4 protein-coding genes and 1 pseudogene are annotated in these 14,655 nt (G+C 60.7%); 4 read left to right on the top strand and 1 reads right to left on the bottom strand.

The genetic code is table 11. The annotated features are described in order from the left end of the window. Positions 1-55: 55 nt before the first annotated feature. Positions 56-769: a dienelactone hydrolase family protein gene (locus AWB64_RS21600; RefSeq protein ID WP_060857479.1), complete on the bottom strand. Its 714-nt coding sequence runs from the start codon at positions 767-769 to the stop codon at positions 56-58. Positions 770-919: 150 nt separating this feature from the next. On the opposite strand from AWB64_RS21600, the gene AWB64_RS21605 reads away from it, so the two are divergent. From AWB64_RS21605 to AWB64_RS32320, 4 genes and pseudogenes are all read left to right on the top strand, one after another. Continuing rightward, positions 920-1,657, top strand: a complete 738-nt coding sequence (locus AWB64_RS21605; protein ID WP_060857480.1) for an ABC transporter substrate-binding protein — start codon at positions 920-922, stop codon at positions 1,655-1,657. Between the two features lie 444 nt (positions 1,658-2,101). Then, positions 2,102-3,907, top strand: a complete 1,806-nt coding sequence (locus AWB64_RS21610; RefSeq protein WP_063493257.1) for a ShlB/FhaC/HecB family hemolysin secretion/activation protein — start codon at positions 2,102-2,104, stop codon at positions 3,905-3,907. Between the two features lie 71 nt (positions 3,908-3,978). Beyond that, positions 3,979-6,372 (top strand): annotated as a pseudogene (locus AWB64_RS31005) (two-partner secretion domain-containing protein); the annotation flags it as partial. Positions 6,373-6,625: 253 nt separating this feature from the next. Continuing rightward, positions 6,626-14,653, top strand: a complete 8,028-nt coding sequence (locus tag AWB64_RS32320; protein WP_082850575.1) for a hemagglutinin repeat-containing protein — start codon at positions 6,626-6,628, stop codon at positions 14,651-14,653. Positions 14,654-14,655 lie beyond the last annotated feature (2 nt).

A 14,655-nucleotide genomic window follows, 5' to 3' on the forward strand; every position in this document is an offset into this window, starting at 1 on the left:
GGCACAGGACATTTCGGGTAGCCGCGGGCTGCCCGAACGCACGTTAAAAGCGCGATTACTTCTGCGTCCACATTGTCTTGCCAAGAAACGTCAGCGTCCGGTCCCACGCCAGTTGCGCCCAGACGGGATCGAACTGCGTTCTCGCGATACGGCCCGGCCCAACCGCCGTTTCGTTGGCGAACGCGTGATGCGCGAGGTATCGATGAAACTCGACATCGACGTTCGCATCGGCCAGTTTCTTCTCCAGCAGATCAACCGTTTCGGCCGGAAAGAATTCGTCTTGCGTGGCCCAGTGCCCGAGCACCGGCGCCTTGATCTTCGATGCATCGACGTATTCCAGCGGCGGGAAGCCGTACCAGACCACGCCAGCCGCGACCTCGGGAATGTTGCTGAGCGCCAGCAGCGTCAGCGCGCCGCCCATGCAGTAGCCGGTCACGGCCACGCGCCCGGACTGCGTCTGCAAATATTGCACTGCGCCGCGAATGTCCTGGCCGGCGGCGTCGCCAAAATCAAGCTGGGTCAGCAAGTGGTTCGCCTCCGCCTCCTCGACCGTAGACTTTCCGCGAAACAGGTCCGGCACCAGCGCGATATATCCGGCCTGCGCAAACCGGTCGGCGACACCGCGAATCTGGTCGTTCAAACCCCACCATTCCTGGATCACCACAATCGCCGGCGCGCCTTCGAGCTTGTGCGGCTTCGCGAGATAACCCTGGATTTCCTGCCCGTCGGGGCGCTTAAAGCTGATCATTGATCCTGGTGTCTGTTTCATGATTGGGTCCTTGGTTGAACGGGTGAACAGGTAAGCGAAAGCGGTAGCATAGCGCCAGCAGTGGAATATTGCGTGACCGAAACGGGCCCGGATTCATACGCCGGGCTGCGGGAAAAACTGACAACAACATCCTTGAACCCTGGCGACCTCATGACAATCGATCCATCCATACGCGCCGCTTTCACTCCGGGCGGACGCCTTCGTGCTTCCATCAACCTGGGCAATCCGATACTTGCAAACATGCATCCGTCGACAGGAAAGCCGTTTGGCGTATCGGTGGATCTCGCGCGGGAATTTGGCAAGCGCTTGGGCATGGAAGTCGAGTTGATCGTCTTCGATACCGCCAGCCAGTGCGTCGATGCTCTCGCCAGCGAGCGCGCCGACTTCGGTTTTTTCGCCATCGATCCAGTGCGCGGCGCGAGCGTTGCGTTCACCGCGCCCTATGTGCTGATCGAAGGCTTCTATCTCGTGCGCGAAGCATCGCCGCTTCGGGAAAATGCCGACGTGGATCAAGCGGCAAACCGCGTGGTCGTCGGCAAAGGCAGCGCGTACGACCTGTTCCTCACACGCGAATTGAAAGCCGCACAGATCGTGCGGGCGCCGTCGTCGCAAGCGGTGGTGCGGATGTTTATCGAGCAAGGGCTGGAAGTTGCGGCCGGCGTGAAGCAGCAACTCGAAGCCGATGCCGCGCAGATCCCCGGCCTTCGTCTCTTCGATAAGCGCTTCATGGTGATACAACAGGCAATGGGAACACCGAAAAGCCGGGGTGAAAATGCGGCGCGGTATCTGGCGGCGTTTGTCGAGGAAATGAAAGCGTCGGGGTTTGTTGCGAATGCGTTGAAGCGGCACGAAATCAACGGTGCGTCGGTGGCGCCGGCCAGCGTTTAGATACAACAAGACTGTCCCACTTATAGCTCATGCTTCGATTCGAAAACCTGTGCAAACGCTACGACGATTGCGTCATCTTTTAGACCCTTTCTGATATATAGCGGGCGCGGGATGCTTGGCGCTGAACGATAAAAGCGGCAGCGGCACAACACCCTGCCCGGCCTTCTCGCTGGAACGATCGCGGCCGATCTAAGCGATGTGTGGAGAAATCGGCAAACTGATCGCCTGCCGGCACCCTGCTGCGACTCCCCAATACGCCAATCCCACAGTTATCTCAACTGGTGGAACCCTTCCAGGTCATTTAGGAAATATCTGATCCATTAAGCGGGAACGCGCCCATTAAAATTGCGCGCCGTTAAAAAGTATTTTCATTCTTGACGCACTGGACGACATCGTTGCTTCGATCGTTACTTCGCAATCAGAACAAATCCAAGATCCGATTACATGAGTTTAAGTCGCGACGCGTGCCATACACTGTTTGCCGTCGCCGCAGGACTCGCCTTCCTAAGCGCAGCTGGGTTTAGTACCGCTCAAGTCAGGGCCCCAGGCATCGACGCGCAACGGCGTCAGGACGAGCAGCGCCAGCAGACCGAGGAGCGGGCCAACGAGCGCCCGAGCGTACTCACTGAAGCGCCCTCGTTACCGGTAATTGATCTGGCTTCATTGCCACAGGAAACGCCATGCTTTCCGGTGCGCGAACTGCATCTGCTGCACAACCCGTTTAGTTGGCTCGATGCACGGTTGCAGCCAGTCATCGGTGCCTGCATTGGCAAGCAAGCGATTCGCGTCATTGGCGAAGCAGCCAACAACGCGCTGATCGAGCGCGGCTATATCACCTCGCGGGTGTTGATCCCGGAACAGAATCTGGCGACCGGCGTTCTGAACATGGACGTGGTTGCCGGACGCATCGGCGCGGTGCGCGTTGCCACATCGGATGACTGGACGAACGCGCAGGGGACGCCATCGACGTCCACCGACGCGCCCACCCTCCCCGCTTCAGCAGCTTCCACACCTAGCCCGGCCATTGGTCCCGAAATCGGCTGGTCGCGCATGGTGCTGCCCACTTATCCGGGGGCAATTTACAACCAGCGCGATGCCGACCAAGCGCTCGAATCGATACGTCGCCTGAGCGGTCAGGCCGATACCGCCTTCGATATTCAGCCCGGCAATGCCCTGGGCGAATCGGTGCTGCTTATCAAACCCGCTGCCGATCCGCTCACGAGCAAACGCTGGCACGCCACTATTGGCGCTGATAACTACGGCATCGATTCAACCGGGCGCTTCAATCTGAACGGGACTTTCACGTTCGATTCTCCGCTGCATTTATACGATCAACTCACGCTCTCAGGCAGCACGAACGCAGACTTCACGGATCACCAGAAAGCCTCGCGTTCGGGCGCGGTGAACTGGAACGTGCCGCTGGGCTACGCGTCGTTCTTCGTGAACGCAAGCACGTCGCGTTATCTGCAAACGGTGGCCGGATACATGGAGCCGCAGCAGTATCGCGGTGACAGCGCCGAAGTCAATGCGGGAATCGGGTTTGTACCCTATCGCAGCGCTTCGGCACGCACCAGCGTCCAAGCGAAGTTATATCACCGCTTCAATCACGCTTACCTTGACGATCAAACACTCGACTATCAAGCGCGTGACCTGATCGGCGTCGAAGCCACGCTTTCGCACCAGCAGTTCATCGGGCCAGCGGTGGTAAGCGGCGGTGCGGGCTGGCGGCAAACCTTGTTGGGTGTAACCAAACTTCCCGGCTCGGTGCTCGGCGAGCCCGGCTGGGACAGCAAGACAAAAATCCTGACCGGCAATCTGCAAGCGACGATTCCGTTCACCGTTGCAAGCCAGAGCCTGCGCTATAGCGGCCAGTTCAACTGGCAACACGCGTACACGCGGCTGATTCCAAACGACGACTTCACTATCGGCTCGCCTTACACGGTGCGTGGCTTTGACGGCCAAACCACGCTCGCTGCCGAAAGCGGATGGGTGTGGCGCAACGAACTGGGATTGAGCGTCGCGGGGCAAATGCCGTTCGTCGCGTTCGATACGGGGCGCGTGAGCGGACCGAATGTGGAGTATCTGCTCGGTCAGACGTTGATGGGCGCAGCGCTTGGCTTGCGCGGGCACCTTCCGGCAAGCCGGTACGCGGCAATCGATTACGAACTCACGCTCGGCTGGCCGGTAGTCAAGCCCCGTGGGTTTCCAAGCGGCCCGGCGCTGATGTTCCAGGCAAGCACGCTGTTTTAGCTTCGCGTTAGCTTGGCGCGAAACACGATAAAGCTCGATACAGAGCATCACAAAGACGAGAGAGAAAAAGAATGAATCAGGGACGTTTCCGGCTGGTATTCAACCGTTTGCGAAGCATGATGGTGGCAGTCGCCGAATTCGCAAGCGCACATGGCAAAGCGCAGGGCGAAGCCGACGCCGCGATCAATCCGGTCGCGCCCGAAAGCGGGAACGAAGCGTCTCCCTGCTCCCTCTGGTTTGCTGCTCGTGCATGCGCGTTCGCCGCGCTGTGCGTGTTCGGTCTGCAACCGCTGCTTGTGGAACCCGCGTATGCGCAGGCAAACCTCCCGGTTACGCCCGACCGTAACGCAAGCGGTGCACATCCCGCAGTGGGCGTGGCTGGAAACGGCGTTCCCGTGGTCAATATCGTCGCACCGAATGCTGCGGGTACAAGCCATAACAAATACACGGACTACAACGTCGGCCAAAAGGGCCTGATTCTCAATAACAGCGGTCAGAACAGCCAGACGCAAACCGCAGGCTGGGTGCAAGGCAACCCGTTCATGGGCAACCAGAGCGCGCGAACGATTGTGAACGAAGTCACCAGCGGCAATCGCTCGCAATTGCTCGGCATGACTGAAGTCGCGGGGCGTGCGGCCAATGTCATCATTGCCAATCCTGCGGGAATCTACTGCAACGGCTGCGGCTTTATTGCCGCGCCGCGCGTGACCTTGTCCACAGGCGTGCCGGTTCTCGATGCCAACGGTGCGCTCGCGCGCCTGAATGTCGCGCAAGGCGGCATTACTATTGACGGACAGGGGCTTGACACGCGTGGTGCCAGCCAAACAGACCTGATTGCGCGAGCCATGCAGATCAACGGCCAGATCTGGGCGCAGCAACTCAACGCTACTACGGGCGCGAATCAGGTGAGCTACGCCGATGGCAGCGCCACGCCCATTCCCGGAGCGCGCCCGCGTCCGGTAGTCGCCATCGACGTCTCTGCGCTGGGCGGCATGTATGGCAACAATGCGGTGCGGCTGGTGGGCACCGAGCTTGGCGTAGGCGTGAATCTCGGCGGCACGCTCAACTCGCTCACTGGCGACATTCAGGTCACAAACAATGGCGACGTGACGATCGCGCCCAAGGGTGCACTGCTCGCGGCAAACAATGCACAGGTCAGCGCCACATCGATTACCAATGCTGGAACGGTCGCGACCGATGGCGAGGTTGCGCTTATCGCCATGGGCGCATTGACCAATACCGGCACGGTCACCGCGCGCACGAATCTGAGCAGCACAGGCCAGAGCGTGTCAAACACGGGCACGCTGGCAGGCGGCATCGCTACCGATGGCACCGTGAACGCCAAGGGAAGCGTGAGCGCCGTTGCATCGGGCGTCGTGCAAAACAGCGGCGCGATTCAGGGCGGTGAGAATGCGTTGGTGCAAGCCGCAAGCGCCGACCTATCGAATGGCTGGATTCACGCGGGCAATGTCGCCACGCTCGCGGTTGCGGGCGACGTTCTGCACACAAACGCGACGCTGGATGCGCCCGCGCTTGACGTGCGGGTTGGCGGGACGCTTACCAATCAGCACGGCTCGATTGCGAGTCAGGCACCGTTGAACCTGGCGGTGGGCGCAGTTGATAACCGCGACGGCGCGGTGTCCTCGCAAGGCGCGCTGAATATCGATACCGCGAGCGTGCAGAACGCGGGCGGCCAGCTTGTCGCACAGCAGGATATAGCCGTGCGTGCAGCGGCTATCGGCAACCAGGGCGGCACGATCGGATCAGTGACGGGCGCGGCGGCGGTATCGGCGAATGTGCTTGATAATTCGAGCGGCACGATCAGCGCCGCGCAGGCTTCTAGTGTCACCGCGAGCAACCTGACGATGCACCAAGGCCAGATCAGCGGCGACTCGGTCAACGTGGCAGCAGATTCGCTCGACACGCAAGGCGGCAAGATCATCGCGGTTCACGATGTACGCGTTTCGGCTACGGCGAACCTGAATAATTCAGCGGGCACGATTGGCTCGCAGCAACGCGATGCAAGCATCACCGCAGGCGGCGCTTTGGCGAATGTCGGCGGCACGATTACCAGCGCGAATAACACCACGACGCTAACACAATCGCTCGATAATTCCAGCGGCATTATCAGCGCGAGTCGGACATTGAATGTCACGGCCAGTCGCGTGACCAACGCATCCGGCCAGATGAGCGGCGACCGGGTCAACGTCGCGGCCAATACGCTTGATACGCACGCTGGGCAGATCATCGCGGTCCATGACGTGACGGTATCGGCGAGTGGAGATCTCAACAATTCATCGGGCACCATCGGTTCACAGCAGGGCAACGCGAATGTCGCTGCGGGCGGTGCTTTGTCCAACGCAAACGGCACAATTGCCGGTGCCGCCAACACAGGCATCACCGCCGCCGCACTCGATAACACCAGCGGCATTATCAGCGCCGCGCAAGACGCTTCGGTCCACGCGGCAAGCGTGAACAGCGAAAATGGGCAGATCGGCGGCGATACCGTCAATGTCGTCGCAAACGCGCTTGATACACGCGGCGGCAAGATCATCGCCACGCATGACGTGAATGTGCAGAGTTCCGGCGATATCGACAATTCATCGGGCACCATCGGGTCTCAGCAGTCCGGTGCAACCATCATTGCAGGCGGTGCGCTCACCAACGTCGATGGTTTGATCACCAGCAGCGACACCACTACGATACGGGCGCAATCGTTTGACAACACGCGGCGTGATCGGCGCATCGAAAGCGACGAGCGTCGATACCGGCAGGCTCACGAATGCCGCAGGTCAAATCACGGGCGATACGGTGAACGTCGCGGCTACGTCACTCGACACACACGGCGGGAAGATTGTCGGCGTTCATGACGTGAACGTAACGGCCACAGGTGACGTGAATAACGCAGCAGGCACCATCGGTTCACAGCAATCCGGTGCAACCGTCATTGCAGGCGGCGCGCTCGCCAACGTCGATGGTTTGATCACCAGCAGCGGCAACACCACGACACGGGCGCAATCGTTTGACAACACACGCGGTGTGATCGGCGCATCGAAAGCCGCGAGCGTCGATACCGGCAGGCTCACGAATGCCGCAGGTCAAATCACTGGCGATACAGTGGCCGTGAACGCGTCCACGCTCGACACGCACGGCGGGCAGATCGTCGGCGTACATGACGTGAATGTAACTGCCACAGGTGACGTGAATAACGCAGCGGGCACCATTGGGTCTCAACAGGGCGACGCCACGATTTCCGCTGGCGGCTCGTTGTCGAATACGAGTGGCGGACTGATCGCAAGCGCGGGTAATACCACGCTCACGGCCCGCTCGATCGATAACGCCGCAGGGGTGATCAGCGCCGCGCATGCGCTTACCCTTAATGGGCCGCTTACTTCGAATGCCGGTGGCGAACTCAACGGCGACACCGTAGACCTGCACGTCGATGGCGTCTTGAACAATCGCGCGGGCCGCATTGTGGGTACGCGGGTCACGAATATCGACGGTGCAAGCAGCGTCGATAACACTGGCGGCACGTTGGGCACCGCGCTTGGCGACTTCTCGCTGGCCGTAAACGGAACGGTTGCAAATGCCGGGGGCACGATTGCCAGCGGCGGCGACACCACCGTCAGCGCGCAGGATTTCGACAACACCGATGGCACGCTTGCCGCCGCGAAACAGGCGACGCTTGCGGCCAACTCGGCCACCAACACACGCGGCCTGATCAGCGCCAACGCGGTACAGGTCGATGTCGCCCAAGCGTTGAATAACGCTTCCGGCCAGATCGCTTCCGCCAGCACAAGCAAACTCGACGCCGCCAATATCGATAACACGTCTGGCCTCATCTCCGCTCAAGATACGCGAATCAAGACAGAGACACTGACCAACGATCAAGGCGCGATCATTGCAGGCAGCACGCTTGCCCTTGATACGGCCCGCATCAGCAACCGCGCCGGCAGTCTCACCTCGGCAGGCACCGCTACGGTCAATAGTTCTGGCGATATCGATAACACGGCGGGCACGATTGCCGCGAATGACAGCGCAATAGTCAGCGCGAACAATCTGCAAAATGCGGGCGGCGTGGTGGGTTCGGTGACCGGCGCACTGTCAGTGAACACCACGGGCACGTTAAACAACGATGCGGGAACGCTCGCCTCTGCCGACGCCACCACGTTGAACGCGGACACGCTGACCAACCACGGCGGCACAATCAGCGGCCAGCGTGTGACGCTCACCACGCGGACCACCGATAACAGCAACGGCGCCATTGTCGGTACGGCAGGCGACGTATCGGTCGATACCAAGCAAGGCCTCACTAATGCGCAAGGCGTGATTCAGGCTGCCGATGCGTTGAGCGTGGATACGCAAGGCGCGTCGCTCGACAATCGCGGCGGCTTGATGACGGGCACGACACAGGTCTCCGTCAACGCAGGCCAAGTCGATAACAGCGCGCAAGGTGCAATTTCGTCGGCGGATACGTTGAACGTTCATGCGGCGAATCTGGTGAACGATACCGGCAGCATGACCGCGCAGAACGCCTTGACCGTCAGCACAGACGGCGGGCTATCGAACCGGGGCGGCACGCTCGGATCGAACGGCGCGGCAACGCTCACCGCCGACAACGTGGATAACGACGCCGGGCTGATTCACGCAGGCGGCGCGCTTGACATGAACGCGCGTGTCACTTCGAACACAAACACAAACTCGCCGGGTCAGGGCATGGAAGGCGGTACGGTTTCCATCACCACGACCGCGCTCGATAACACGCAAGGCGCGATCCGTTCCGATCAATGGACCGCCGTCAACACAGGAACCTTGGACAATTCGCAGGGCGAGATTGCATCAACCGGCGCACTCGATATTGCCGCCACGGGCGACGTGACCAACACGCAAGGCGATTTGAACGGGGGCACGCACGCCAACATCTCGGCGCTTGCCCTGACAGGCGACGGCACGATCCAATCACAGGGCGACGTGAATCTATCGTTGCAAAGCGACTTTGCCAACACAGGTTCTGTGCAGGCCGATCACGATTTGAACCTGAACACCTCAGGCGATATTGCCAATAGCGGCTCGATCACGGCGGGTAATGCACTGACCGTCTCCGGGCAGAACGTGACTAACACGTCCACGGGCGTGATCGCGGGGCAAGCCAGCACGCATGTGATCGCCGCGCAGAACGTGAACAACGACGGCCTGATCAATGGCGGCGACACGCGCATCGACGCGCAAGCCGTGACGAATACCGGGCGCATCTACGGTGATTCGATTGCCGTGGGCACAGGCACGCTCAATAACGACATAAACGCCAAAGGCACCGCGGGCGTGATTGCCTCGCGTGGCGATATCGACTTGGGCGTGGGTACGCTCACGAACCGCGAAGGCGCATACATTCTCGCGAACGACGATCTGCGCGTCGGCGGTGCGCTCGATGCAAGCGGCCATGCTACGGGGAGCGCCGCGCAAGTCACGAACGACTCCGCGACAATCGAGGCAGGCGGCAACCTGACAATCGATGCAGGCCGCATCGATAACCTGAATTCGCATTTCGCCACTGCCACGACCACCACCAGCACGTCGCCGCAGTATTACTACATGCAACCGGGCTCGGACGTGCTGCTTGCCGCAGCCGACACATGGTTCTATCTCAACGAGAGCAACCACCTGCACGCCCTGATGCCGGGCACGATCAATCCGAAGGACACGTGGCAGACGCAAACCGAATACTGGACCATGCTTCTACCCTCGACCCAGTATCCACAGGCGCGCTATGGACCACCCTTTAACTACGATGGCGACACCACGCCCAACCGTAGTGGCGAGGACGTGCAACTTGGCAAGGGTCTTCATTCGATTCCCTACCCGGTTCAGGCAGGGGGCAAATCGTGGACCACGGTGTACCCCGTGGGCTTGGCCTACGCACCCGAGACGAGCTATCCAGTCGGCGGTGGTGACAATGCGCAGATGATCACCGCGCCCGAAACCTTCGCCTACTCGGTGGACAATCCAATATGGTCCGTCTTTGGCGTGACCCCGCCGCCCGCCCTGCCGCCGGAGCCTGCGACCACATGCAAGCCGTCCGATGCCGCGTGTTTCGCCGCCTGGGAGACGGCACATACAGCGTATGTCGCGCAATACGTGGCGCTCAATGACGCCATCGCCGCATTCGATATCGACTTCAAATCGCGGCTGGTAAGCAACTTCGACATGCTCACCATCAACGCTCAGACGACGACCGAGGATAGCGTCACGTCGAGCGCGCCCGGCCAGATACTGGCGGGCGGCGATCTGTCGATCAATGGCAGTTTGAACAACGACAAAAGCCAGCTTGCAGCCGGTGGCGACTTTAACGGCACAGGGCCGCAGACGATCAATGCGGACGCATTGGGCGTGAAGCGGACTATCGCGGAAGGCACCGTCATTTCGTCACAGGCCCAAGGCGGCGGGCGCAAGTGGAGCAGCGCGCAGCCGTTCAGCAAGACGCTCGATGATCAAGTGATCAATCTGTCGATCCTGCCGACCACGGCGAGCGTCACGCCGGGAACCATGCGCAGCGTGCCGGTCGCAAGCGACAGCGCGACCGGCGTGGGCGGTGCGCTCAGCATTGCTTCTGGCAGCGCACAAGGCGCATCCTTGAGTGGCGTTGGCGGGGCAGCCAGCATCGATAGCGTAAACGTCGCAGCAGGCAACGCAGGCGCAATCAACGCGCCGGGCGCGGTCACGGTGAACGCACCGGGCGCGAGCGCACTCAATACGCCCGCGACCAGTACAACCGCCGCACCACCGCCAAGCGCAGGTCCCACGGCCAACCTTGGCGGCGAAGTCATCCGCACGATCACACCGCCCTTGCAATTGCCGAACAATGCGCTGTATCGCACGCAAAGCGATCCGGGCAGTCATTACCTGATCGAAACCGATCCGGCCTACGCGAACTTCAAGACATGGATATCGGGCGACACGATGATTCGTGCCTTGAACCAAAACCCCGATAACGTCATCAAGCGCATCGGCGACGGGTTCTATGAACAACAACTGGTCGCGCAACAAGTGCTGACGCTGACCGGGCAGCGTTTCATCGGCGACTACACCAGCAACGAAGCCGAGTACAAGGCGCTGCTGAATGGCGGCGTGCAAGCCGCGAGCGCGTTTAACCTGACGATCGGCACGGCGCTGACCGACGCACAGATGGCCGCGCTCACGAGCGATATCGTCTGGCTGGTCAAGCAAACCGTGACCCTCGCCGATGGCAGCACGCAGGACGTCCTCACCCCACAGGTGTATCTGCACGCCCACGACATGGACGTGACGGGCACGGGTGCGCTGATATCGGGCAAGAACGTGAGTATCCAGAATAGCGGCGACGTCACGAACTCGGGCACGATTGCAAGCCGTGGCGTCACCATTGTCAGCGGTGAGAACGTCAGCAACGTGAACGGCACGCTTGCTGGTTCAACGCTGATTGCACACGCGAACACGGACCTCACCAACCTCGCCGGCAAGATCGTCGCGGACAATGCGTTGATCACAGCGGGACGCGATATCACCATCGGCAGCCAAAGCTGGAGCGCAAATGGGCTGAACACGACAACGAGCGGCATCGGTGCGTTGAGCACGATCAACGCGGGCAACCTCGCCATCGGCGCTGGTCACGATCTGACGATCACCGCGAGCGCCTTGAACGCGACGGGCAACCTCGCGCTCGCCGCTCTCAACGATGTGAACCTCAAGACGCTCACGGTCAGCGACAGCATTCAATCCACATGGGACAGCAAGAACCAGCGCGGTACGTCGCAAAGTGCGGACGTAGGTGCGCAGATCGACGCGGGTGGTGACGTATCGATTGCAGCGGGGCATGACGTGAACGCGACCGCTGCAAATGTGGTTGCTGGAAACGCGCTGAACGTGACTGCGGGCAACGATATCAACCTGAGCGCAGGCACGCAAAGCCGCAGCGTGAACGAAGATCACTATTCGGAATCCCACGGCTTTCTGTCGCGCACCAAGACCACCACGCACGACGCCAATGCATCAACCGATGCCATCGGCACGACCTTGTCGGGCGATACGGTGAATGTGGCCGCAGGTCACGATCTGACAGCGAAGGCCGCAACCATTGCGGGCACAGGTGACGTGAACCTGTCGGCAGGCAATAACATCACGGTGACTACGGCCGCTACGTCATCGCTCGATGCGCACTCGAAGGAAACGAAGAAATCGGGCTTCGGTTCGGGTGGCGGCTTGTCGTTTGGCACCAGTAGCCAGAAAGATACGAGCAACGATACGGTGGCGGGTGAACAAGGCAGTCTGATTGGCAGCACAACGGGCAGCGTGCACATGCAGGCGGGCAATACGCTGCACGTGACCGGGTCGGACGTGATTGCGGCACAGGACGTAACGGGAATTGCGGCGAATGTGACCATCGATGGGTCGCAAACGAACCGCCATCACGACGAGACGCATGAATCGAGAACCACAGGCTTCTCGATTACGGCCAGCGCCCCGGTGATCGATGCCGCGCAGAACACGCTTCAGCAAGGAGGCGCGAGCGGCAGGAGCGAGGACAGCCGGGCGAGTGCCTTGCATGCGATGGCAGCGGCGAGCGGTGCCTATGATGCAGCAGGCGCGGCGCAGGACTTGGCTGCGGGCAATATTCCCGATGCGAAGATCGAGTTGAGTTGGGGAACATCCAGCAGTAAATCGACCTTTAGCGAAGATCGCACGAACAATACCGGTTCGACGGTGACCGCGGGCGGCACGGCGGCGTTCGTTGCCACGGGCCAAGGTCGGAATCAAGGCAATGTCAACATCGCCGGGTCCGATGTGAACGCCAATAACGTGATTCTGAGCGCGGCCAATCAGGTCAATCTCACGAACAGCACGGATACGGACAGCACGCGCAGCACGAACGAGTCGAAAAGCGCGGGCGTGGGGGTATCGGTCGGAACCGGGGGAGTTGGTGTCGATGCGTCGATGTCCAAAGCGCATGGGAACGCGAACTCCGATTCGACGGCGCAAAATAATACGCACGTTAATGCGGCCAATAATGTGACCATCGTCTCGGGCGGCGACACGAACATCATTGGCGCAAACGTGAACGGGAAAAGCGTCACAGCCGATATTGGCGGGAATCTGAATATCGCGAGCGTGCAAGACACAAGCACGAGCAGCGCGCAACAGAACAGTTCGGGTGGAGGCTTCGCGATCAGTTCAAGCGGTGCATCGGGCAGCTTCAACCACAGCGCGGGCAATGCGAGCGGTGACTATCGGAGTGTTGAAGAACAGTCGGGTATCCATGCGGGAGCGGATGGCTTTAATTTGAACGTGAAGGGCAACACGGATTTGCATGGTGCGGTAATCGCAAGCGATGCTACAGCCGATAAAAATACACTGACCACAGGCACCCTCACCTTCTCCGATATCGCGAACCATTCGAGCTACGATGCGAACAGCTTCGGCATCACGGCGGGCGGCGGAGTTGGCAGCGGCGGTAACAACTACGCGACGCATGGAACGGACTCGGTGCATAACTCGGGTGGACTCCTGCCGACGTTTGCAAGCGACAGCGGCAGTTCGAGCGCCACCACGCGAAGCGCGATCAGTGGCGGTACGATCAATATCACGGACCAGGATCATCAGACGCAGGACATTGCAAACCTGAGCCGTGACACGACCGGCGCGAACGGCGCGGTATCGAAGCTGCCTGACGTGAACAATCTGCTGAACCAGCAATCCGATTTAATGTCGGCGGTGGGCGCGGCAAGCGAAGCGGCATCGAAGCGTATTGGCGAGTATGCGGACGGCAAGAGGCAAGACGCGCGCGACGCAGCACAAGCCGCAAAGGACGCGGGCGATATGGCGGCCTACGCGCGTTACTCCGCCGATGCGGCTTCATGGGACGAAGGCGGCAGCAATCGCATTGCACTGCACGTCGCCAGCGGTGGGCTGGTGGGCGGCCTTGGCGGTGGCGGCGCGGGAAGTGCTGCGCAAGGCGCGGCTGGAGCGGGTCTTGCAGCGTGGACGGCGGGAGACTTGAACCGCGCAGCCAACGGCACGCGCGATGCGTTGGGCGGTGGCGACGCGGCGCAACTGGCGGGTAACGTAGCAGCGAATATCATCGCGGGCGGGCTTGGCGGGTTGGTCGGCGGAGGCACAGGGGCGACCGCCGCGAGCAATGCAGACTTCTATAATCGCAGCACGGGTAATGGCGAGGGGAGCGGCAGCACCGATAATTCTGCGTTCGGCTGGATTGGTGATCAGTTCGCAAGCGCGGGGCGTGGTGCGGCGAACCTTGCAAATCAGTTCGCGGCGTTGGTCAATGCGAATGGCGCACAAGGGCCGTATCTTGATCCGAACGACCTGAACGGCCCGGGCGGGAATTCGAAGCCACCTGCGGCGGGTGGCGCGGCAGTACCGGCTGTGGTGTGCGTGCCGCCGGTATGTACGATTGCGGTTGCGCCGACGCCGGGAACGCCGGGGTATGTGCCTGGTAATGCGACGTTTAATAGTGGCAGCGACGGAGATAATGCTCGTCAAGCAAACCCATCGAAAGCGGACAGCCCTGTTTGGCGAGAGCTTAATAGTGCTGGCAACGGTGTAAAGACAGACGGGAAGCTGTTTTATGAATGGGACCACACGCATAACGATATTGAGGTTTACAACAAACGAGGTGTGCATTTAGGCTCGATGGACCCAGTAACGGGCGATATGTATAAAGACGCCGTTCCTGGTCGAAAGCTCAACAATCGGTAATG

The sequence above is a fragment of the Caballeronia sordidicola genome, from assembly GCF_001544455.2.
Lineage (GTDB): Bacteria > Pseudomonadota > Gammaproteobacteria > Burkholderiales > Burkholderiaceae > Caballeronia > Caballeronia sordidicola.